The following is a 22,181-nucleotide window of genomic DNA, read 5'->3' on the forward strand; positions in this document are numbered from 1 at the left end:
GAATCCAGTCAAGGCTGTGGCGGATTGCCATAGTAGTTGTTATTAGTTACATTACCAAATGTATTAGTATTGCTATGACCAGTCTTGGCTTGATAATTCTGTCCGCAAATTCCCCAATCCCCAATCCCCAATCCCTTTTGTCCCACCATTTGGTAAGTTAGTACATAGTCTGAAACAATAGCAGTTATCACAAGAGGGGATTACGTTGAGTCACCATCCAGATGCCATTGCACCGCACGGTGGACAGTTGGTTAACCGTATCGCCACACCAGAACAAAGAGAGGAATTTCTCTCAAAAGCTGATTTTTTGCCGCGAGTGCAACTTGACGATCGCGCCGTTTCTGATTTAGAAATGATAGCGATCGGTGGTTTTAGTCCACTCACGGGTTTTATGAACCAAGAAGACTACGATCGCACTGTCACAGAAATGCGACTAGCTAATGGTTTTGTGTGGTCAATACCAATTACACTGTCGGTAGCCGAAGAAGTAGCTTCCCCTCTCAAAGAAGGCGGCTTGATTCGTCTAGATAACCCCGCAGGGCGGTTTATTGGAGTTTTGCAACTCACCCAAAAATATCACTACGACAAAACCCGCGAGGCAATTAATGTCTACCGCACTGATGATGCAAATCATCCTGGTGTGCAGGTACTCTATAACCAAGGTTCAGTACATCTGGCTGGTGATATCTGGCTATTGCAACGCGAATCCCATCCCCAGTTTCCCACTTACCAAATAGATCCAGCAGCTTCACGGCAAATCTTTCGTGAAAATGGCTGGAAAACCATTGTCGGTTTCCAAACTCGCAACCCCATCCACCGCGCCCACGAATACATCCAAAAGTGCGCCTTAGAAACAGTAGATGCTCTATTTTTGCATCCATTGGTCGGGGCAACTAAAGATGATGATATTGCCGCCGACGTGCGGATGCGCTGCTATGAAATTTTGCTGGAACATTACTACCCAAGCGATCGCGTGATTTTGGCAATTAATCCCGCCGCAATGCGTTATGCTGGTCCTCGTGAAGCAATATTCCATGCTTTAGTCCGCAAAAACTACGGCTGTACTCACTTTATCGTGGGACGGGATCACGCAGGCGTTGGTGACTATTATGGCACTTATGATGCTCAATACATCTTTGACGAATTTGAGCCAAGTGAATTAGGCATCGTGCCCATGAAATTTGAACACGCTTTCTACTGTACTCGTACCAAGCAGATGGCGACGACTAAAACCAGTCCCAGCAAGCCAGAAGAACGCGTTCACCTATCGGGAACCAAAGTCAGGGAAATGCTGCGACGCGGTGAGTTACCTCCACCAGAATTTTCCCGCCCGGAAGTAGCCGCAGAATTGGCGCGGGCAATGCGGATACAAGTGTCGGTTTAGGGCATTGGAAGGTGTGGGAGGTGTGGGAGGTGTGGGAGGCTAGGAAGCTTTTTTCTAATCTCCCCACACTCCCCCATCCTCCCACACTCCCCACACTCCCCACTCCCCACTCCCCACTCCCCCTTTACACTACAGGCCTCAAACCTTTAAGCTGCTAGCTGGTAGGCTGAGAACTGGTAGCTAATTATGAAACGGCGCACGTTTTTAAACAGAATTGGCTCAATACTCACCGTATTGGGACTAACTGAAGCAGAGTGGTTGACTTTGGGAAATCGCTATTACTATGCTTTGGCACAACCCAGTCCGCGCAAGTTGGCATTGTTAATCGGTATTAACCAATACCCCAAAATTACCGCCCTCAGTGGTTGTCTCACGGATGTCGAACTTCAAAGAGAACTTTTGATTCATCGCTTTGGCTTCCAAAGGTCAGATATTCTCACCTTGACTGAGGAACAAGCCAGCAGGGAATTCATTGAGGCGGCTTTTTTAGACCATCTGGGCAAGCAAACTCAACCTGGTGATGTGGTTGTATTCCACTTTAGCGGCTACGGCAGCCGTGTCAAATTGGAAACATCGCCGGAGACAATGCAAAATGCTCTGGTGTCAGCTAATGAAAGTCAGATTGCACAAGATGAAAAAATAGTCAATTATTTATTAGAAGAAACTTTACTATTATTATTGCGATCGCTCCCTACTAACCAAGTCACAGCAGTATTAGATACTAGCTATGATGCGCCTAGTTCAGTCATGGGTTTAAAAATTCGTGCCCTCCAGGAGTCACCAGAAGCCAAGCTCATAGCAGAGGAACTCGATTTTCTCCAACAGCTGAAAACTCAAAAATCCCTCAGCACTCCTGTTGTGTTAACAGCTACCTCAAATCCCAAGCAGTCAGCGAGGGAAGCGCTGTTTTCTGGTTTTAGTGCCGGGTTATTTACCTACGCCTTGACCCAGTATTTATGGGAAACTACCCCAGCGACCAAAATTCAAGTCGCCCTTTCTCATGTGGAAAATTCTCTGTCTAAAATGGGTAGCAAACAGCAACCAGAGTTATTAAGTACACAGAAAAATCAATATGCAGACACCTTACATGTAACGTCTCTAGTCCCAGACAGTAACATTGGTGCAGAGGGCGTGGTGAGAGCCATTGAAGAAGATGGCAAAACAGTGCAGCTGTGGTTGGCAGGATTACCTCCCCAAGTGCTGCTATACTACGGAGTTAATTCTCGATTCACTCTAGCAACAACAGAGCAATTAGTATTGCGATCGCGCAGTGGGTTAACAGCAAAAGCCCAAATTGCCAAAATTGAAGGTGCAACTGAGGTGCAAGTCGGGCAACTTGTCCAAGAAGCAGTCCGCGTTTTACCAAAAAATATTAACTTAATAATTGGTCTGGATACTCGACTGGAAAGAATTGAACGAGTAGATGCCACAAGTGGCTTTGCCGCTACTGCCCATGTGTCCACCGTAGTCGCAGGGGAACAACCAGCGGATTATATATTTGGTAAACTCCAGCAAACATCTAGTCGCTATGGATTATTTACTCTTGAAGGCGAATTAATTCCCAACACCGCAGGCGAAGTTGGCGAAGCTGTAAAAGTGGCAGTACTACGGTTGGCACCAAAATTATCTACCTTGCTAGCAGCCAAGTTATGGCGACTCACACAAAATGAAGGTTCTTCGGGCCTAGCAATCAAAGCAAGCCTAGAGATAATTAGTGGCACATCATCTCAGGTGTTAACGCAACGCCAAACACTGCGAACTCTCACTTGGGAAAAATCACTCTCCACAGACGCGATGAATCGCGTCTCTACCAAATCGCCACAGACGAGATTAATTGCGTCTCTACCCACTCCTACTGTGCCTATTGGTAGTCGAATGCAGTATCGTTTGGAAAATCAAAGCGATCGCCCAGTATATTTAATCTTGCTAGGATTAAAAAATAATCAGACAGCAATTGCCTTCTACTCTTGGGAAACTCCCCTAGAACCAAACACTACAGACACCAAGCCCCTGTTTCGGGAAGTTGTCATCGCCCCAGGTGAAACCCTCACCTTACCCCAAACAAATGCTGGTTCTGAATGGGTAATTCCAGCGCCAGCCTTCTTTTCGGAACAACAACTAATTTTTAGTATTGCCCCCTTCAGTGCAACTCTCGCAGTCTTGAACACTACAAAGTATCCCACACCCGACCAGCAACCAATTGCCCCATTGTTGAAATCGTTAGATGTTGTCCAAGCCTTGCTACAAGATTTACATAACGCCAGCGCCATCAAAGCCGAGATGAACGGTACAGCAGCCGACTCATATATTTTGGATGTGAATAATTGGGCAAGTTTTAGCTTTAATTTTCAGGTTGTGTAACTAATGCCCTATTTTCATCAATCAGAATTAGGAAAATCCTGATACATATAGATAACGTAGGGGCGCACAGCTGTGCGCCCCTACCGAGGTATCTGTATCAACTTTAAAGTGAAATGGTATTACGTATCGGCGATCGCCACAGTGATAGAGTTAGGAATTGAAACTCCTAACTCTTCACTTAGTTAGTTAATAAGCGTCCATTGGCAGACAAGAACAAACAAAATTCCTATCCCCAAAAGCTGCATCAATGCGGCTAACAGCAGGCCAGAATTTATGTTCACGTGTCCAAGGTGCAGGGTAAGCAGCTTGTTCACGGGAATAGGGATGATGCCATTCCCCAGTGAGCAAACTTTCAGCAGTATGGGGTGCGTTCTTCAAAAGATTATCTTGGATATCTACTTTGCCTGATTCTATTTCGGCAATTTCTTGGCGAATAGCAATCAAGGCTTCGCAGAAACGATCTAACTCTTGTTTCGATTCGCTTTCTGTTGGTTCCACCATGATTGTACCAGCCACAGGCCAGGAAACAGTCGGCGCATGGAAACCATAATCCATCAAACGCTTAGCAACGTCATCGATTTCGATCGCTGCGGATTTTTTGAGCGATCGTAAATCTAAAATACATTCATGGGCAACTAAACCATTTTTCCCTTGATATAAAACGGGATAGTAAGATTCAAGTTTCTTGGCGATGTAGTTAGCGTTGAGAATTGCCACTTTGGTTGCTTGGGTTAAACCAGCTGTACCCATCATCGCAATGTACATCCAAGAAATCACCAAAATACTCGCACTACCCCAAGGCGCAGCCGCCACAGCACCGAGATGCTGGTTACTGGGTATTTCTTCCTTCCCAGTCCCCAGTCCCCAGTCCCCAGTCCCTACCACAGCATGTCCAGGTAGGAACGGCACAAGATGAGAAGCAACACCAATAGGCCCCATACCAGGACCACCGCCACCGTGGGGAATACAGAAAGTTTTGTGCAAGTTTAAGTGACACACATCCGCGCCAATATCCCCAGGACGACAAATTCCTACTTGGGCATTCATATTTGCCCCATCCATGTAAACTTGTCCACCGTGGGCATGAACAACTGCACAGATTTCCTTAATTGACTCTTCAAAAACACCGTGAGTCGAGGGATATGTCACCATTAAGGCGGCGAGTTCATGACCGTGTTTTTCTGCCTTAGCCTTCAGGTCATCAACGTCAATGTTACCTTGTGAATCACAAGCAACTCCCACTACCTTCATGCCGCACATTACCGCACTTGCTGGGTTTGTCCCATGTGCTGAGGTGGGAATCAAACAGACATTGCGGTATCCTTCTTGCCGATTTTCGTGATACTGGCGAATTACTAAAAGTCCGGCGTATTCACCTTGAGAACCCGCGTTTGGTTGCAGAGAAATTCCCGCAAAACCAGTAATTTCAGCTAACCATGCCTCAAGTTGCTCAAACAGGATTTGATAACCCTGGGTTTGGGATGGCGGGGCAAAAGGATGAATCTTGCCAAATTCGTCCCAAGTTACCGGAATCATCTCAGCAGTCGCATTCAACTTCATTGTGCAAGAACCCAAGGGAATCATCGATGTTGTTAGCGACAAGTCCTTGCTTTCTAGCTTGTGGAGATAGCGCAATAACTCTGTTTCTGAGTGATAGCGGTTAAAGACTGTGTGAGTTAGGTAACTGCTTTGACGAGGGAAGGGGAGATGGCCAGATGAGGGAGATGAGGGAGAAATCCATTCTTCCAAGCCCAAAGGTAGTTCTTTTTCTCCTGCGAAGATTCCCAAGATGTCAAGCACATCATCTACTGTGGTAGTTTCATTCAACGAAATACCAACAGCAGTTGCATCAAAAATCCGCAAGTTAATTTGAAGTTGTTCGGAAGCTGCCAGAATATCTTCTAGATTGTGTGTTCCCAGTTCTACTCGCAGGGTATCAAAGAAATATTCAGAACTAATTTTGTAACCCAAACGCTTGAGTCCTTCTGCCAGCAACACCGTTAGGGAGTGGATATTTTCGGCAATTTGCTTGAGTCCAGCAGGGCCATGATAAACGGCGTACATACTCGCTATCACTGCCAGTAGCACCTGTGCTGTGCAGATATTACTGGTAGCTTTTTCTCGGCGAATATGTTGTTCGCGGGTTTGTAAGGCGAGACGTAATGCAGGGTTGCCACGAGCATCTTTTGATACTCCCACAATTCGCCCTGGAACCGATCGCTTATACTCTTCTTTGGTAGCGAAGTATGCCGCATGAGGTCCCCCAAACCCCAAGGGAATACCGAAGCGTTGGGTGCTACCCACAGCAATGTCAGCGCCAAATTCCCCAGGAGGGGTGAGTAAAGTTAAACTTAAGGGATCTGCTGCTACCGTCACCAATGCACCCTGAGCATGGGCTTTTTCAATAAAAGCGCGGTAATCGTAAACGGTGCCGTCACTCGCGGGATATTGCAGAAGGGCGCCAAAAATTGGTTCCTGGAAATCAAATGTTTGATGATCGCCAATAATGATATTAATCCCCAATGGCTGAGCGCGAGTCTGCAACACATCAATGGTTTGGGGATGGCAATCACGAGAGACGAAATAGCCATTTGCGTGATTTTTAGAAACACCATAGCTGAGGCTCATGGCTTCTGCGGCGGCTGTGGCTTCATCCAATAATGAAGCATTGGCAATTTCCAAACCTGTGAGGTCGATAATCAGGGTTTGGAAATTCAACAGTGCTTCCAATCGTCCTTGGGCGATTTCTGGCTGATAAGGAGTGTAAGCAGTATACCAACCAGGGTTTTCTAGGATATTACGTCCAATGACTGGAGGGGTAATACTCTCGTAATATCCCATACCAATATATGAGCGGAAAACCTGATTTTTGCCAGCAACTTTTTTTAATAATGCCAGTGCTGCATATTCACTTTCTGCTTCTGGTAACTTGAGCGGTTCCTTGAGCCGAATTGCCTGGGGTACTGTTTGGTCGATGAGGGCATCTAAACTAGAAAACCCCAAGACTCCAAGCATTTGCTCGATGTCATCGGAGTTGGGACCAATGTGTCTTGGCGCAAAACTACTTAACTTTTGACTCGTTTCGTCTACGAAATGGCGATCGCTAGACTTCAGAATAGGGAGATTTGATACCACAAATTACTCTCCAGATGATACTATTTAATATTTTGCAACAAATACTGATAAGAAGTGAGTGTAATTTATCAATTTATCTAAATTTGATGACTTAATCTTTCTGGGGAGTAGGGAGTGGGGAGTAGGGAGTGGGGAGTGGGGGAGATGAGGGGTATTAGGGAAATGGGGGTGTGGGGAGATTATAAAAAAGTTCCCCACCCTTCCTACACTCCCAGTTCCCAGTCCCCATTCCCCATTCCCCCATCCCCCCATTCCCCACTCCCTACTCCCCTTCTACCAAGGCACGGTATTGATCGGCAGTCAAGGCATCATTTAGTTCATCGGCGTCGTTGACACGCACTTTTAAAAACCATCCTTCACCGTAAGGGTCATCTGTCACTAGTTCGGGGCCGTCAATCACAGCATCATTGCGTTCTACCACTGTGCCAGTCATAGGTGAATTCAGTGTTTCAACGGCTTTCACTGATTCAATAGTGCCAAAACTGTCTTCTTTTGTCAGTAAATCACCAATTTCTGGCAGTTCCACAAATACGATATCACCCAATTGGTTTACGGCATACTCAGTAACACCAATGGTGGCAATATCGCCATCTAGTCGCACGTATTCATGAGAATCCAGGTATCTTAAATCTTCAGGATATTCAGCCATATCACTTCCTCTCCCTTATCAAACAATTTATTGTCCCAATGGTCATCGAACCCATATCTGGTAATGAACCTGACTGTAGATTGAGTAACTCACAAAAGCGGTGTTGAGCAATGACTGAAATTCAGTACTCGCAACTGGACACCACTGAAAACACATTATTCCTTAAAAACCTCAGCACTTATCAGTTAGTTACACGATTTTTTGAGCGATAGAAGGGACGTTTAACTACAACTGCTGGGTAAGCTTTGCCGCGAATATCAACTTCTAATTGCTGACCAACGGCTGCTAGCTTGGTGGGAACGTAGGCTAAAGCAATGGGATAACCAAGTGTGAGCGACAAAGTACCGCTGGTAACTTCTCCCAGAACTTTACCTGCTGATAGAATTTGGTAGCCATGACGAGCAATGTTGCGTCCTTGGGTTTGCAAACCTACCAAGCGCCGCTGCACTCCCTCGGCTTTTTGCTGTTCCAAAACCGCCCTACCAATAAAATCGCCTTTGGTATCTAGGTGAACTAGCCAGCCCAAACCTGCTTCTAAGGGTGTGGTACTGTCATCGATGTCTTGTCCGTAAAGTGCCATTGCTGCTTCTAGCCGCAGGGTATCTCTCGCACCGAGTCCACAAGGGATGACACCAGCGTTATGGAGACTTTGCCATAACTCTACTGCCACATCAGGATCTACCATCACCTCAAAGCCATCTTCTCCCGTGTAGCCTGTGCGGGCTATGAAGGCTGGTTTACCCAATACCGTTGCTTGGAGGTGACCGAATGCTTTGATTGCTTGTAAATCTTCTTGTACTAAAGGTTGGAGATATTTAATAGCTTTTGGCCCTTGCACGGCTATTAAGGCTTTTTCTGGTGAAAGGTCTTGGAATTGCACCTGATTTTGATCGAGGTGTTGCAATAGCCATGCTTTGTCTTTGGCAGTGGTTGCTGCATTGACTATAATAAATACCCTCTGTTTACCAGTGGTATCTTCACCTTGATGATAAACAATGATGTCGTCAATAATTCCCCCTTGGGGATTTAACAAGACGGTGTATTGTGCTTGACCAGGTTGCAACCGACTCAAGTCTGAGGGTACTAAAGACTGGAGTTGGGATATGAGGTTTTTCCCTTGGAGGGTAAATTTACCCATGTGGGAAATATCGAACATTCCGGCTGTATTTCTTACAGCTTCGTGTTCGCGGGTAATGCCACTAAATTGTACCGGCATTTCCCAACCACCAAAGCTGGTAAAGCGTGCTTTGAGTTCTACACCCAATTGATATAAAGCAGTTCGCGCCAAGGATTGGGCGTTGTCTTCTTGATTAGCCACAGGTATTTATGCGATCGCACCTCAACATCTATCTATCCTACGAGATGCTTTCCCCTTTGAGAGAATATCCTAACTCTTGTAGAGACGCGATTAATCGCGTCTCTACCTCACTCAACACTCTCTACAAGGTTTAATAGTTAATGGTGGAAATGTTGAGATTTGTTAATTTAACATTATGAAGTATCGGCAAATACTAGCTAGCTTTGTTTTAGCTATAGCTCTTTTTGTTTTTCCCCTCTCGGCGCAGGCTGCAAGTTCTTCCAGTATTACCCGTTCTGCTGGAGACAACCTTCAAAGCAGGGATTACTCTGGTCAAAGTTTAATAGGGACTGAGTTTACCAACGTCGATTTAGAAAATGCTAACTTTAGCAATGCTGACTTACGCGGCGTTGTATTTAATGGTACTGTCTTAGAGGGAGTAAATCTGCATGGTGCAGATTTTACTAATGGCATAGCCTATCTGGCAAGATTTAAGAACGCTGATTTAAGTGATGCAGTCTTGAGTGAGGCAATGATGCTGCGTTCTATATTTGACAATGTTGATATTACTGGTGCTGATTTCACAAATGCAGTTTTAGATGGAACGCAAGTCAAAAAACTCTGCGTTAAGGCAAGTGGTGTCAATTCTAAAACTGGTGTGGATACCCGTGAGTCTTTAGGATGTAAGTAGAACTTTACCATACTCAGTGCTGTACATGGATAGCGGGGCGTTTAGCCCGTGCTGAGTGCTGAGTAAGAAAAAGAATACTCAGTACTTTTGCACTCGGGTTTTTGCCCCGCCCCTTGTGGAGCCACTTGCTCATGGGGTTTCCCCCATGAGCAAGTGGCGTGGCGGAATCTTTTTGTCTTGAGTTGTTTGATACCCCGATGCCACTTGCTTTATGCCGGGAAACCCGTCCACCGTAGTGGCTCCCCCTTGTGGGCGGTTTTTCACGCTCTTTGCCGAGGCACTCGGAACTCAGCACTTTATAGTAGTATAAATGTACTCAATCAGTTCAATCGACAGATGAAAGATATAATTCTACAACAAATTGATTTCCAACAGTCAACAGCCAAAATTTCAGTACATTAATGGTGTTTAATTGTAGCGATCTGCCTAGTTAAGCTACTATGTCCTGTGAATACAAATACTGCTGAAACCCGATAAATACTTCACTGATATTCGCAACGCTCCCTAGTTCTTCAACAGCATCACGAACAGTATGATATTTCAACTCTAACAGTTGGGGTAATTTAGTGCGATCGAGTTCCCCCACCCCAGCTTTGATGTATTGTTCGAGTATAAAGTCGAGAAATTCTTGCTGTTTGCCGATATAGCGCGAGAAAATTAATGATTTGTGAGCGAGGACACGCTCTCGGCGGCTTATAGGTGGTGAGGCATAGGCGATATAAGCCAGCACATCATATAAATCGCTTTTCTGGGCATCAATCAGGCGACTAATTTCTGTGAGTTGTTCTTCCCCGTAGCCCTTCTCTGCCAGTCCTTCTAATAAAGCTCTACGGGTGTCAGGGCGACTCCAGATTGCTCTTAATTCGTCTTCATCTGTGAATAGTTCAGGAATTTCACCAAAGAGACGTTGCACAAATTCTGCGGCGCTCATAGGTCTACCGTCCGGACTCCAGAAGCTGGTGGATATTCGGTGCTGGAGAGTTCGTTCTTTACCATCAGCGAGTTTGATTTTGATGGTTTTGGGGTTGGGAACTTCTGCAATTTCGTTTCTATTTTTGCCTCTATTTATACCACTATCTGTTGTAGAGTCGTTGTATGCGCCTGATTGCTCTCCCCCTCTGGCAATTTTGACGAGAACAGGTTCCTGGGGTTCACCATCCCATTCAGGATCGTTGAAGTGTTCGTAGGCTTTGACGAAATCATAAATAGTGAAGTAGTCTTTCCCTTCAAATAGGCGAGTACCGCGACCGATTATTTGCTTAAATTCAATCATTGAGTTGATGGGACGCATCAACACAATGTTACGAACATTCCGAGCATCAACCCCAGTGGATAGTTTGTGGGAAGTTGTGAGAATGGTAGGAATATTCTTCTCATTGTCTTGAAAGTTGCTGAGGTGTTGTTCGCCTAGTTTCCCATCATCTGCGGTGACGCGGACACAGTAATTAGGGTTACTGCTAATCTTCATTTGGTTGATTAAATCTCGCACAGCTAAAGCGTGGGGTTGGTTGGCGCAAAACACCAGAGTTTTTTGATTTTGGTCGATTTCTTCCATGAACAGCTGCACCCGGTAGCGTTCACGATCGGCAATTTCAATGATGCGGTTGAAGTCGTCTTCAGTGTAGGTTCTGGCTTCGTCTACTGCACCTTCGATCAGTTCATCTTCGGTGCTGTAAATATATTCATCTAGGTTAGTTTCGATTTGCCTGACTTTAAAGGGAGTAAGAAACCCGTCGTTGATGCCGTCTTTGAGGGCGTAGGTATAGACTGGCTCACCAAAGTAGGCGTAGGTGTCTGCATTATATTTTCGTTTAGGAGTGGCGGTGAGTCCCAGTTGTACTGCTGGGGAGAAGTATTCTAAAATGCCCCGCCAGGTGCTTTCGTCACTGGCTCCGCCTCGGTGACATTCATCAATGATGATGAAGTCAAAGAAGTCGGGGGGATAGTCGCTGAATTTGGGCGTAGGATTGCCAGCCTCGTCCCGTCCGGTCATAAAAGTCTGGAAAATCGTAAAAAAGATACTGCCATTTTTGGGGACTCGACCCCGTTTTTTGATGGCTTCGGGGTCGATGCGGACGAGGGCATCGTCGGGGAAGGCAGAGAATGAGTTATAGGCTTGGTTGGCTAAGATATTGCGATCGCTTAAAAACAAAATTCGCGGACGACGGGTAGGTTTTCTGCTAAGATTCCAACGGCTTTGAAAGAGTTTCCAGGCGAGTTGGAAGGCGATGAAGGTTTTACCTGTGCCTGTTGCCATTGTTAACAAAATCCGGTTTTTTCCTTGGCAGATTGCTTCTAGAACGTGTTTAATGGCATTGTGTTGATAATAACGGGCTTCCCATGTGCCACTTTTGTCTTCAAAGGGGATGGCAGCAAAGCGATCGCGCCACTCATTATTTTCGCTAAAGGTCGCTTCCCACAGTTGATCCGGGGTGGGATATTGGTTGATGTAGCCTTCTGCCCCTGTGTGCATATCTACTTGGTAGATGCCGATGCCATTTGTGGAGTAGGCGAATCGAGTCTGCAACTTTTCGGCGTATTTTTTGGCTTGCCCTAAACCTTCTGTATCTCGTAAGTCGCGTTTTTTCGCTTCGATGACGGCGAGTTTTTCACCACGATAAACCAGGACATAATCGGCGATGTCTGATTGAGCGCGTTTACCATTGCCAACTAAGCGACCAGGGGCAATAACTTCGCGGCGGATGCGACTATCTTCAATAACTCCCCAGCCTGCGGTTTTGAGTGCGGGGTCAATTAGTTCGGCACGGGTTTCGGCTTCGTTCATATTTCGCTCATCTCGATTTGCGATAAAACACTTTTTTTGCTTGTTCTGCAAGGGTTTGAGGATTTGAGGGCTACTAAGATCGATTTGCGATAAAACACTTTTATGCCCAAAAAGGGAGATAGCCAGCATAACGGGTAGAGCTTGATTCAGATTCATCTGTCTTGATCAAGCCAGCTTCTTTAGTTGCTCCTATGATGTGGGAAACGGTTTCTACATATCCCGTAGCGTTTGGTTAGACAATTCGTTGATTTTTGACATACAACAGGCAAAAACGCTGGTAGCAGCTATGATGTCAGCAAAATGTGAAAGCCCAGAAATTTTACAGATTTTGTTTAGCATTTGTAGTAAATTAATGCTAGTAGTCTAGTAACTAAGTTATTAAGTATACAATTGAATTTGTTTTTATATCCAAAAAGCAAAGGGTAATGTATTCAAAACACTTCCCCGATGACTGTCCTCCATCGCAATCTGATATTGCATCGGGAGAGTTTTACAGGTTTATTAACAAGGCTCATGAAACACCCCAACCACAAGATTTCTTATCTTGGCGACAAGAAAATCCAAATAAGGAATGTCCTGCGAGTATATCTGAATGTCAAGTCTGTGGTTTATCAATTCATTCATCATTGGATGATGCAAAAAATCTATCTCTGAGAATTCCGCGTTTTAAGAAGATGAAAATAGCTAAGGGTAGTTTGAGCGAGGAACTAGGAAGAATACAACATACTCCGTCAAGGAATGAAAAATCACATCATACTTGGTGGATACCAGAGAATACAGAACCTTATAAGGTGTTTGAGATAATTGATTTAAAACAACAAGATTCTAATAAAATATAAGTTATAAACATGAGTTTTTTGCCGGAACGAACAATACTAGGACAGCTTGAAATTATAGAAGTCTACGACTTTTATGATAAGCCAGTGTTGTTTTCCTGTAAAAATAAATCGGGATTAATTTTTATTGTAATTTGTGTAGATAGTTCTGATGTTGCTGAGATATGGTTATATGCTCCCATGTCTTCATCTAGATTTCAAAACCTAGCTCAGGGTAAATTTGAGCTTAGAGATATATTTAATAATACAGAAGATGGTTTTGTATATCATGTAGAAATCCCTTATGAAGAAGGGATGAATGTTGTTGTAAAAACTGTTAATTGCAATGAAATTCCAGATGAATATTTGCCAGGATTAGGGCAAGTTATTCAGGCTGAAGATAATTGCAATCATACTAATATTGAAACGGTTTCTATTCAAAAAAGAAGAGAAATAATTAATTTTGTTTTACAGTTTCCAGAGGAAGAGATTACAGAAGCTCCTGTGGGTGATTTAGGGTTAATTTTATCTTCATTACAAGAAACAATTGATGCTATCGGTCAAATCAAGCTAGGTAAATCAGAAAGCCACATAATACAACCAGAAGTAAAGCAAAAGACTCAAGTTGTTATGTCTGGTGTATTTAGTGGCTCATTTGGAATGCGCCTGGAAGGAACTGTATATGCAGAAGATAGTTTAGGTTTAGGAGAGTCTTTCTTAGGGCAATGCTTAAAAGAATTTATACAGTTAATAAATCTTGGGGCAAATACAGAGGAATTGCCAGCTAAATTAAATGTATTAAAAAAGAAAACAGCTTTTAAATATACTGAGTTTTTAACAGCTTTAACTAGAATTGGAATAAGTAAATTACACATAGATTGGGCTTCTCCTGGTCAAAAGGTACAAATGGGAGAAATAGAACAAGAAACTGTATTTAAAGTTCTTGATGTTATCAAGAATACTAAGTTAAGAGCAGAAACAGAAATTTGTGTAAATGTAAAATTGACTCAGATTAGTTACAGTAGTAAAACATTAACTTTACAAGAAGTCGGTTCTAAGAAAAAATACAAATGCTTGATAGCAGATTCGGCTATGAAAGATGTAGAAACTATTAGCAGAAATAGAGTTTATGTAGCCACTATTCAAGAGTATGTTATTGTATCTACTGTTCTGAATAAGGAAAAGCACGAATATGAATTATTAAGTTTAAAGTTAGAAGCAGAATCAGAAAATATATAAACTTGAGATCGTTGCTTTATTGCGTTAAATAATCTTTCATGCTGCAATTTCCTCTTTAGCAGTTTTAGGGGTGTCTGCGGTGAGTTCGCCAGTGAAGGCTTTTTGCAGGATCGATTGTTTGAGTTCATTGAGTGCAGTGATTTTTTGTGTGTAAATCGCTTCGAGACGTTGACTTTCAGTGGCTATCTCGTTAATGTTTGCAACAATAGCTTTTTGCTCTGAAAATTTAGGAAAACTAATTGTGATTGATGAAAGCCCCTGTTGGTTAAGACTACTAATGCTAATTCCGCCACCACTTTCTATTAGCTGTTTTCGGATATGCCTAGATTTTAGAGAGTAGACTATAAACTGGGGATAAATATTCTCACTTTCTATGCGAATTCTAATTGTGAAGCCAGAGTGTGAGGTTTTTTGAGATAGATCACCTGCTAGTACACAACGCCCTATTAATTCTTTATTGCCATTGGAACGAACAGTTAATATATCTCCTTTGCGAAGGATATCTATTTCCTTTAACTCTGCATCTATGGTCACGGAATCTAATTGATCTTCCTGAATCCAAAAATAGTTTTGAAAATCTTTAACGCCGACAATCTTGATTGACTCACCTTTACTACTTTTTGTGAAGTTTAGACCATTTCTAAAAGTTGCTATATCTCCTAACTTTTTCTCTGTCCACCCTTTGCCTTTCTTGGTAAAGATGGCGTTTAGATAGCTTTCAAATAGTTCGCTGGCATTGGTGAGGTTTTTTTCGGTGTTTGCGATCGCTCTATCAATCCCCTCAAACGCCTCATTCAGATTATCTGCTATAGCTTTTTGCTCAACTATAGTTGGAGGGAATCGAATTGATATAGCACCTAATTTATTTGGAGATGTATGTCGAACTTTAACTCCTGAAGCACTACTTTGAACTGCTGCTCTAAATTCTTGAGTGTTGAACAGATGAAAGAAAAAATCGTTATGCCAGTCAATTCCATCAAAAACTTGTACAAGTCCAAGACGTTGATTGTGTAGAAATCTGTTTGACTCAGGAACAATTAGAGGGCTGCCAAGAAGTCCAGGAGCTTGTTCTGTCATGGCGAAAAGGAAATCACCTTTCTTGAGAATAAAACCATTAGGAATTTTGCCAATATAATATTTTGTCTTTTCACCTTGCTCACGATATCCACCACTCTCATAGAAGGAGCCTGGTGTGAGTAATACATAATCAGATTCTTCAGAAGTAAAAAATTGGCTCTTAAAAGCAAACCCATGCTTTATCAAGCAAATCTCTCCTAATTTCTTTTCAATCCATCCTTTTGGTAATGTTTTACTATTCATTCTCAACGACATACCATTTCCCCAATTCCAGCCAAAATTTCTGCACTCTCCGCATCTAAAGCCGCAATTTCATCCAAAATTTCCTGCGGTTCTCGTAACTTCGATTCCTCAGTCTTATTCGGATTCTTCACCGACAAATCAAACGTCACCCGATCCACATCAGCAATATCCACCAGCCAAGACTTTTCCGACTCTGCAAAGGTAGCCTGAAACTCCACAAACTCGCGCAAATCCTCATCATTCAGCGCATTTGTTTTCCCCAAACTACGCCCCGGATCGAGTTGGTAATACCAAATTTTCTGAGTAGCCATCCCCTGAGTTAAAGGTTTTCCCTGAGAAAATAAAGGCATTCCCTGAACGGAGTCGAAGGGCTTTCCTTTCTCAAAAAACAGCACCACTGTTTTCACCCCCGCACCGATAAAAGTCCCACTCGGACAATCTAAAATGGTGTGCAAATTGCAACTACTCAAAAGCTCTTGACGCAATGCCCGCGAAGCATTGTCCGAATTTGACAGGAATGTATTTTTGATTACTACCGCAGCCCTACCGCCTATCTTCAGCATTTTGATGAAATGCTGCAAAAACAGAAACGCTGTTTCCCCAGTTTTAATCGGGAAATTCTGCTGTACTTCCTTGCGTTCCTTCCCCCCAAATGGCGGATTAGCCAAGATGACATCAAAACGATTCTTGTCTTGAATATCACTGAGATTTTCCGTCAGCGTGTTGGTGTGGATAATATTCGGCGCATCAATGCCATGCAAAATCATATTCATGATGGCAATCACATACGCCAAACTTTTCTTTTCTTTACCCGTAAACGTATGTTTTTGAAGAATCTCAAGCTCTTTTGTTGTCAGCTTACCCCGACGTAAATAGTCGTAACTCTCGCACAAAAACCCAGCCGAACCACAAGCCCCATCATAAATGCGATCGCCAATCTTCGGCTTCACCACCTGAATCATTGCCCGAATCAACGGACGCGGCGTGTAATATTCCCCACCATTACGCCCTGCATTACCCATATTTTTGATTTTGGCTTCATAGAGATGCGATAGCTCGTGTTTCTCCTGTTGCGATCGAAACCGTAGCTCATCAATATATTCCAGCGCATCCCGTAAGCTGTAGCCGCTTTGAAACCTATTCTTAATCTCGCTAAAAATTTCCCCAATCTTGTATTCGATTGTATCTGGACTAGTAGCCCGTTGCTTAAAACTCTGTAAATATGGGAATAACTTGCGGTTGACATAATCAATCAGATCATCGCCAATCAGCGCATTATCATGATCCAATGTACCATCCGCTTTTTTCGGTGCTGCCCAAGATGACCAGCGATGCGCCTCATCAATAATAAATTCGTATGGCTTGCCAGCCAGTTCCGCCTCTAGCGCCCTTTCCTGCTCCAAATCATCCAAATACTTCAGAAACAGCAGCCAAGAGGTTTGCTCCGTGTAATCTAACTCTGTAGTACAACCCGCCTCTTTCCAGAGAACATCATCAATATTTTTAAAAGTTTGCTCAAACATTTAGCCTTACTGTGGGATTTTTAATATTAATAGCTTGGCTCAGATTTTGCACCTACAAGGTGAAATGAGCGTGCGATTAGTTAAGAATAAGGAACAAAAAGAGGATCTTACTGAGAAACAGCTATGTCGTCTACAAGGTGAGCGAACTAAGAGGGAAGCACTTAACCAAACCTTTCCTAATTATCCTAGTAAACCTCTGTATCAAGGTAAATCTAGTATTATCGTTGGTGTTAGTTTTGGACTAGATAAAGCAGCCACAGTAGCTGTGGTAGATGCTGCCAAAAAGAAAGTTTTAGCATATCCTAGCACTAAACAACTACTTGGTAAAAATTACAAGCTTCTCAATCGCCAGCGGAAAAAACAACAACGCCTATCTCACGAAGATCACAAAGCTCAGAAACGAAATGCACCCAATGATTTTGGTGAATTACATTTAGGTGATATGTCGATAGATTATTGGCTGATGCAATTATTGCGATCGCCAAAACCTATCAAGCAGGCAGCATAGTTATCCCAAAACTCCGCTATATACGTGAGCAAATCAGTAGTGAAATCCAATCCAGAGCAGAGTTGAAAGCAAATTTTTGTTGTTACTAGGTGAAATATTTGTTTGAATTAGGAGGGTTGAAAGCCGCACTTCGTTCGGGAGACTGCCGACACTGTGCATAGTCAGATCAATGCGACTTCAATTAGGAAAATCATCTCTAGAAAAATTATGACAAATAATTTGTCGTTTTAGACTTTTTGACAAATAATGTGTCGTCACAGACAAATAATTTGTCGCTCTACACAAATCGGGATGACTGGATTCGAACCAGCGGCCCCTTCGTCCCGAACGAAGTGCGCTACCAAGCTGCGCCACATCCCGCCATAAAAACGGCACTATAAAACCAAAATATCACAACCCGTGGCAAATGACAAAATTACATCTATATATAATCAATTCACCAAAGGCTTTGCTTGCTAACATTAAATTTGTATAACTTTAGTGGTCAAAGCGGATTGTGACTGTAAAACCAGACTGGTTGCGGGTGAAAGCACCTGGGCGTGAGCGCATCGGTAACGTTAAAGACATTTTGCGGGATTTAGCTCTCAATACAGTTTGCGAGGAAGCGTCCTGTCCGAATATTGGTGAATGCTTCAACGCTGGTACTGCCACGTTTTTGATTATGGGACCGGCTTGTACACGCGCTTGTCCCTACTGCGATATTGATTTTGAGAAAAAACCCAAACCATTAGACCCCACCGAACCTGCACGACTAGCGGAAGCTGTTCGCCGCATGAAACTTAATCATGTGGTAATCACTTCTGTAAACCGAGATGATTTGCCAGATGGTGGCGCATCTCAATTTGTGGGGTGTATTGATGCAGTTCGTAACGTCTCACCCAACACCACAATTGAAGTGCTAATTCCTGACTTGTGCGGTAATTGGAATGCTTTAGAGTTGATTCTCCAAGCTGCACCAGAGGTGTTAAACCATAACACGGAAACCATCCCCCGTTTGTATCGCCGGGTGCGTCCCCAAGGAAATTACGATCGCACATTAGAATTATTGCAGCGAACTCGCCAACTTTCTCCTAGCACCTACACTAAATCCGGTATCATGGTTGGACTCGGTGAAACTGACGCCGAAATCCGTCAAGTCATGCAAGACTTGCGATCTGTAGATTGCGACATTTTAACAATTGGGCAATACCTCCAACCCAGTCAAAAACACCTGAAAGTAAATGATTTTATCCACCCAGAACAATTTGCTGCTTGGAAGGCATTCGGCGAAGAAATAGGATTTTTACAAGTTGTTTCTTCACCATTGACAAGAAGCTCATATCATGCAGAACAAGTCAGGGAATTAATGGAACGTAATCCCCGCAGTCAATTTTAGATTTTAGATTTTAGATTTTAGATTGGTGAGTGAAGAGATGGAGAAATGGGGAGTTTGTAGAGACGCGATTCATCGCGTCTGTATGGGAATGGGGAGTGTGAAAGAAAAATTTTTATCTTTCCTTGTGGGCGCAACTCATGGAGTCTCTTGAGTGATGACTAATCCAAAATCCGAAATCCAAAATCCAAAATCCGTTGCCATTCTGGGTGCGGGTGCTTGGGGTACGGCGCTGGCAAATCTAGCAGCGGCCAATGGCCATGAGGTGCGTGTCTGGTCGCGTCACGGTTCCCAAACTCTCGAAGCAGTAGTCAAAGATGTCCACATAATCCTGTCAGCTATCTCCATGACAGGTGTCAGGGATGTTGCTTCTCAAGTCCACTCTTTCCCTCTTTCTCCAGAGACAATTTTTGTCACAGCAACCAAAGGCTTAGACCCCCAAACCACCTGTACGCCGTCGCAAATTTGGCAAACAATATTCCCTAACCATGCAGTAGTTGTTCTGTCAGGGCCGAATTTATCTAAAGAAATTCAAATGCAATTACCAGCAGCAACTGTGGTAGCCAGTAATATCCCCACGGCTGCTGAGCTAGTGCAGTTAGTATTTTCCTCACATCGTTTCCGGGTATATACCAATTCAGATCCCCTTGGTGTGGAACTAGGGGGAACTTTGAAAAATGTGATTGCGATCGCCGCTGGTGTGTGCGATGGTTTACAACTAGGAACCAATGCCAAAGCTGCTTTAGTCACCCGTGGACTTACAGAAATAATTCGCGTCGGTAACAACTGGGGCGCAAAGACGGGAACATTTTATGGTTTATCGGGTCTAGGAGATCTGTTAGCAACCTGCAACAGTCCCTTAAGTCGCAATTACCAAGTCGGCTATCAGCTAGCTGGTGGTAAGACACTTACAGAAATTCTCACAAATTTACAAGGAACCGCTGAGGGAGTTAACACTTGTCGGGTTTTGATACAACGAGCCAAGCAACAAAACATTGCTGTGCCAATTACCGAGCAAGTTTATCACCTACTTCAGGGTCAAATCACACCCCGACAAGCACTTGATGAACTAATGTTACGAGATATCAAGCCTGAGTATAACTACTAGTGGTTTGAGATGAGGACACGGGGACACGGAGACGCGGGGACACGGGGACACGGAGACCTTGGAACAGGCGGAATTTATCACGAACACTCTCCGCGTTCCCAGGTCTTCTTCCCTCCCCGCGTCAGAGCGTCTCCCACTCCCCGCGTCTTCTTCCCCCTCCGCCACTAATCAGTTCTATCTGATCTATTAGTTAAACTTATTACCAAATAATCCTGAGAAAAAATTGGTAAATCGTCAGGATATTACTTTGGTAGCCATGTAAATGTGACTATGACAATTATAAACAAGATATTCACTGAATTATGTTTATACCGCGTTACAAAAGTAACTATCAAAAACCATCAAATTTGAAATCTTAACTAAGTAGTTTAGATATTGAAAGCCTCGCTGCACAATTGAATAGCTATTGGTTCAATTAGAAGCTTAGCAGCCGATTAAGTTCAGTAATACTGTATCCAATCAAACCATTCCATTGAATTTCTCAAAAAAATTGTAATGGAATTCTCTACCGTGTTAGTTCATCGTGAATCACGGGAACAATAGCAACAGTTGAATAGCTGACCGTAATCTTAAAGCTGACCCTAATCTATTGTTACCTGGAGCCATTGAGACGTTTTATGCCAGCAACATCTTTTTATGCAGATGCCGCCTACAATACCCAAAAGTCCCGCCAGGTTTTGGACTCGGATCTCACGGTTGATGAAAGTGAGTTATCGGTAGATGATTTACAGGAGCTAGAAATGGCTTCTGTTGACCATACTAACTTTGCCGCTAGCGCTAACCGCCGTAGTACAGATCTTGTACGTCTATATCTTCAGGAAATCGGTCGGGTTAGGTTGTTAGGTCGAGATGAAGAGGTTTCAGAAGCTCAAAAAGTTCAGCGCTACTTGCGGATGCGGATAGTACTTGCTAATGCCGCAAAGCAAGGAGATGAGGTAATTTCGCCTTATCAGAAGTTAATTGAAGTCCAAGAGCGTCTAACTTCCGAACTAGGACATCGCCCGTCTTTGGAAAGGTGGGCTGCCACTGCTGGTGTCATGGTATCGGATCTCAGACCGATTTTGGCAGATGGCAAACGTCGCTGGGCTGAAATCGCTAAGTTGACAGTAGAAGAGTTGGAGCAAGTTCAGTCCCAAGGACTCCAGGCAAAAGAACACATGATTAAGGCTAATCTTCGCCTGGTTGTGTCTGTTGCTAAGAAGTACCAAAATCGTGGTTTGGAATTGTTGGATTTAGTCCAAGAAGGTACTCTTGGTTTGGAGAGGGCTGTAGAAAAATTTGACCCAACTAAGGGTTATCGCTTCAGTACCTATGCTTACTGGTGGATTCGTCAGGGAATTACACGGGCGATCGCTACTTCTAGTCGCACAATCCGCCTACCTGTTCATATTACAGAAAAGTTAAACAAAATCAAAAAAGCCCAGCGCAAAATTGCTCAAGAAAAAGGTCGCACCCCGACTCTAGAGGATCTAGCTGCTGAGTTGGAAATGACACCTACACAAGTACGTGAAGTTTTGTTGCGGGTTCCTCGCTCCGTGTCTTTGGAAACCAAGGTAGGCAAGGATAAAGATACTGAGTTAGGAGAATTACTGGAAACTGACAATGTAACTCCAGAAGAAATGTTAATGCGAGAATCTTTACAAAAAGACTTGCATCATCTTCTCTCGGATTTGACTAGTCGGGAACGCGACGTAATTTTGATGCGATTTGGTTTGGCAGATGGTCATCCTTACTCTTTAGCAGAAATTGGCCGCGCTCTCGATTTATCCCGCGAACGAGTACGACAAATTGAATCCAAGGCTTTGCAAAAGCTACGCCAACCCAAGCGCCGGAACCTTATCCGCGATTATTTGGAGTCTCTAAGTTAGTCAATGGTTATTTGTCATTAGTCATCTGTTAGAAAGTCTGAGCGGAGGAAACCTCCGCTCAGATTTTGCGCTTTGTCATTTGAAAAATTTACCTGACAAGTTACTAGCGACAAATGACTGTATTTG

At 43.6% G+C, this 22,181-nt stretch carries 16 protein-coding genes and 1 tRNA gene; 9 read left to right on the forward strand and 8 right to left on the reverse strand.

From position 1 onward, the window contains the following. Positions 1-8: 8 nt before the first annotated feature. Complete coding sequence (locus IQ276_RS32915; RefSeq protein ID WP_190877854.1) at positions 9-191, reverse strand: hypothetical protein; 183 nt, start codon at positions 189-191, stop codon at positions 9-11. A gap of 14 nt (positions 192-205) precedes the next feature. Between IQ276_RS32915 and sat the strand changes: the two genes are divergently transcribed. Together sat and IQ276_RS32925 are read left to right on the forward strand one after the other, a co-directional pair. After that, entirely contained in the window at positions 206-1,384 is a 1,179-nt protein-coding gene (sat, locus tag IQ276_RS32920; RefSeq protein WP_221709043.1) for a sulfate adenylyltransferase, read from the forward strand. 186 nt (positions 1,385-1,570) lie between these two features. After that, on the forward strand, positions 1,571-3,745 hold the full coding sequence (locus IQ276_RS32925; RefSeq protein ID WP_235116173.1) for a caspase family protein: 2,175 nt from the start codon (positions 1,571-1,573) through the stop codon (positions 3,743-3,745). A gap of 186 nt (positions 3,746-3,931) precedes the next feature. Here IQ276_RS32925 and gcvP read toward each other — a convergent pair whose 3' ends face one another. From gcvP to gcvT, 3 genes are all read right to left on the reverse strand, one after another. Further along, the gene (gene gcvP / locus IQ276_RS32930) at positions 3,932-6,880 is read right to left on the reverse strand and encodes an aminomethyl-transferring glycine dehydrogenase (protein ID WP_235116174.1); all 2,949 of its coding nucleotides are present in this window, start codon (positions 6,878-6,880) and stop codon (positions 3,932-3,934) included. Positions 6,881-7,142: 262 nt separating this feature from the next. Next, positions 7,143-7,529, reverse strand: a complete 387-nt coding sequence (gene gcvH / locus IQ276_RS32935) for a glycine cleavage system protein GcvH (protein ID WP_193915632.1) — start codon at positions 7,527-7,529, stop codon at positions 7,143-7,145. Positions 7,530-7,710: 181 nt separating this feature from the next. Beyond that, positions 7,711-8,847: a glycine cleavage system aminomethyltransferase GcvT gene (gcvT, locus tag IQ276_RS32940; RefSeq protein WP_193915628.1), complete on the reverse strand. Its 1,137-nt coding sequence runs from the start codon at positions 8,845-8,847 to the stop codon at positions 7,711-7,713. A gap of 175 nt (positions 8,848-9,022) precedes the next feature. Here gcvT and IQ276_RS32945 point away from each other — a divergent pair, with 175 nt between their 5' ends. Then, a complete protein-coding gene (locus tag IQ276_RS32945; protein WP_190877840.1) occupies positions 9,023-9,517 on the forward strand; it encodes a pentapeptide repeat-containing protein in 495 nt (164 codons plus the stop codon). Between the two features lie 430 nt (positions 9,518-9,947). On the opposite strand, the gene hsdR is transcribed toward IQ276_RS32945, so the two are convergent. After that, the gene (gene hsdR / locus IQ276_RS32950) at positions 9,948-12,302 is read right to left on the reverse strand and encodes an EcoAI/FtnUII family type I restriction enzme subunit R (RefSeq protein ID WP_193915635.1); all 2,355 of its coding nucleotides are present in this window, start codon (positions 12,300-12,302) and stop codon (positions 9,948-9,950) included. A gap of 425 nt (positions 12,303-12,727) precedes the next feature. On the opposite strand from hsdR, the gene IQ276_RS32955 reads away from it, so the two are divergent. Further along, positions 12,728-13,141, forward strand: a complete 414-nt coding sequence (locus IQ276_RS32955; protein ID WP_193915625.1) for a hypothetical protein — start codon at positions 12,728-12,730, stop codon at positions 13,139-13,141. A gap of 9 nt (positions 13,142-13,150) precedes the next feature. Further along, on the forward strand, positions 13,151-14,356 hold the full coding sequence (locus IQ276_RS32960; RefSeq protein WP_193915622.1) for a DUF6575 domain-containing protein: 1,206 nt from the start codon (positions 13,151-13,153) through the stop codon (positions 14,354-14,356). A gap of 36 nt (positions 14,357-14,392) precedes the next feature. Here the strand turns inward: IQ276_RS32960 and IQ276_RS32965 are convergent, their stop codons facing one another. Both IQ276_RS32965 and IQ276_RS32970 read right to left on the reverse strand, forming a co-directional pair. After that, positions 14,393-15,688: a restriction endonuclease subunit S gene (locus IQ276_RS32965; RefSeq protein ID WP_193915619.1), complete on the reverse strand. Its 1,296-nt coding sequence runs from the start codon at positions 15,686-15,688 to the stop codon at positions 14,393-14,395. Further along, complete coding sequence (locus IQ276_RS32970; protein ID WP_193915616.1) at positions 15,679-17,199, reverse strand: class I SAM-dependent DNA methyltransferase; 1,521 nt, start codon at positions 17,197-17,199, stop codon at positions 15,679-15,681. The genes IQ276_RS32965 and IQ276_RS32970 overlap by 10 nt, the downstream gene beginning before the upstream one ends. Before the next feature lie 64 nt (positions 17,200-17,263). Here IQ276_RS32970 and IQ276_RS32975 point away from each other — a divergent pair, with 64 nt between their 5' ends. Then, positions 17,264-17,707: a hypothetical protein gene (locus IQ276_RS32975; RefSeq protein ID WP_193915613.1), complete on the forward strand. Its 444-nt coding sequence runs from the start codon at positions 17,264-17,266 to the stop codon at positions 17,705-17,707. A 286-nt stretch (positions 17,708-17,993) separates the two neighbouring features. Here IQ276_RS32975 and IQ276_RS32980 read toward each other — a convergent pair. Continuing rightward, positions 17,994-18,067: transfer RNA gene (locus IQ276_RS32980), tRNA-Pro, on the reverse strand. Between the two features lie 136 nt (positions 18,068-18,203). Here IQ276_RS32980 and lipA point away from each other — a divergent pair. The 3 genes from lipA to sigC all read left to right on the forward strand — a co-directional run bounded on the left by lipA (position 18,204) and on the right by sigC (position 22,055). Further along, positions 18,204-19,082 (forward strand): lipoyl synthase, encoded by an 879-nt coding sequence (gene lipA / locus IQ276_RS32985; protein ID WP_193915610.1) that lies wholly within the window; start codon positions 18,204-18,206, stop codon positions 19,080-19,082. Positions 19,083-19,236: 154 nt separating this feature from the next. Then, positions 19,237-20,187, forward strand: a complete 951-nt coding sequence (locus tag IQ276_RS32990) for an NAD(P)H-dependent glycerol-3-phosphate dehydrogenase (protein WP_193915607.1) — start codon at positions 19,237-19,239, stop codon at positions 20,185-20,187. 617 nt (positions 20,188-20,804) lie between these two features. Next, positions 20,805-22,055, forward strand: a complete 1,251-nt coding sequence (sigC, locus tag IQ276_RS32995; protein ID WP_073643288.1) for an RNA polymerase sigma factor SigC — start codon at positions 20,805-20,807, stop codon at positions 22,053-22,055. Positions 22,056-22,181: the final 126 nt, after the last annotated feature.

The sequence above is a fragment of the Desmonostoc muscorum LEGE 12446 genome (assembly GCF_015207005.2).
In the GTDB taxonomy this organism is placed as follows: domain Bacteria; phylum Cyanobacteriota; class Cyanobacteriia; order Cyanobacteriales; family Nostocaceae; genus Nostoc; species Nostoc muscorum.

Coding starts and splice junctions, on each gene's coding strand:
- hsdR (WP_193915635.1), bottom strand. CDS start 12,302: ATGAACGAAGCCGAAACCCGTGCCGAACTAATTGACCCCGCACTCAAA.
- gcvH (WP_193915632.1), bottom strand. CDS start 7,529: ATGGCTGAATATCCTGAAGATTTAAGATACCTGGATTCTCATGAATAC.
- IQ276_RS32955 (WP_193915625.1), top strand. CDS start 12,728: ATGTATTCAAAACACTTCCCCGATGACTGTCCTCCATCGCAATCTGAT.
- sigC (WP_073643288.1), top strand. CDS start 20,805: ATGCCAGCAACATCTTTTTATGCAGATGCCGCCTACAATACCCAAAAG.
- IQ276_RS32965 (WP_193915619.1), bottom strand. CDS start 15,688: ATGTCGTTGAGAATGAATAGTAAAACATTACCAAAAGGATGGATTGAA.
- IQ276_RS32990 (WP_193915607.1), top strand. CDS start 19,237: ATGACTAATCCAAAATCCGAAATCCAAAATCCAAAATCCGTTGCCATT.
- IQ276_RS32925 (WP_235116173.1), top strand. CDS start 1,571: ATGAAACGGCGCACGTTTTTAAACAGAATTGGCTCAATACTCACCGTA.
- IQ276_RS32975 (WP_193915613.1), top strand. CDS start 17,264: ATGAGCGTGCGATTAGTTAAGAATAAGGAACAAAAAGAGGATCTTACT.
- IQ276_RS32970 (WP_193915616.1), bottom strand. CDS start 17,199: ATGTTTGAGCAAACTTTTAAAAATATTGATGATGTTCTCTGGAAAGAG.
- IQ276_RS32945 (WP_190877840.1), top strand. CDS start 9,023: ATGAAGTATCGGCAAATACTAGCTAGCTTTGTTTTAGCTATAGCTCTT.
- IQ276_RS32960 (WP_193915622.1), top strand. CDS start 13,151: ATGAGTTTTTTGCCGGAACGAACAATACTAGGACAGCTTGAAATTATA.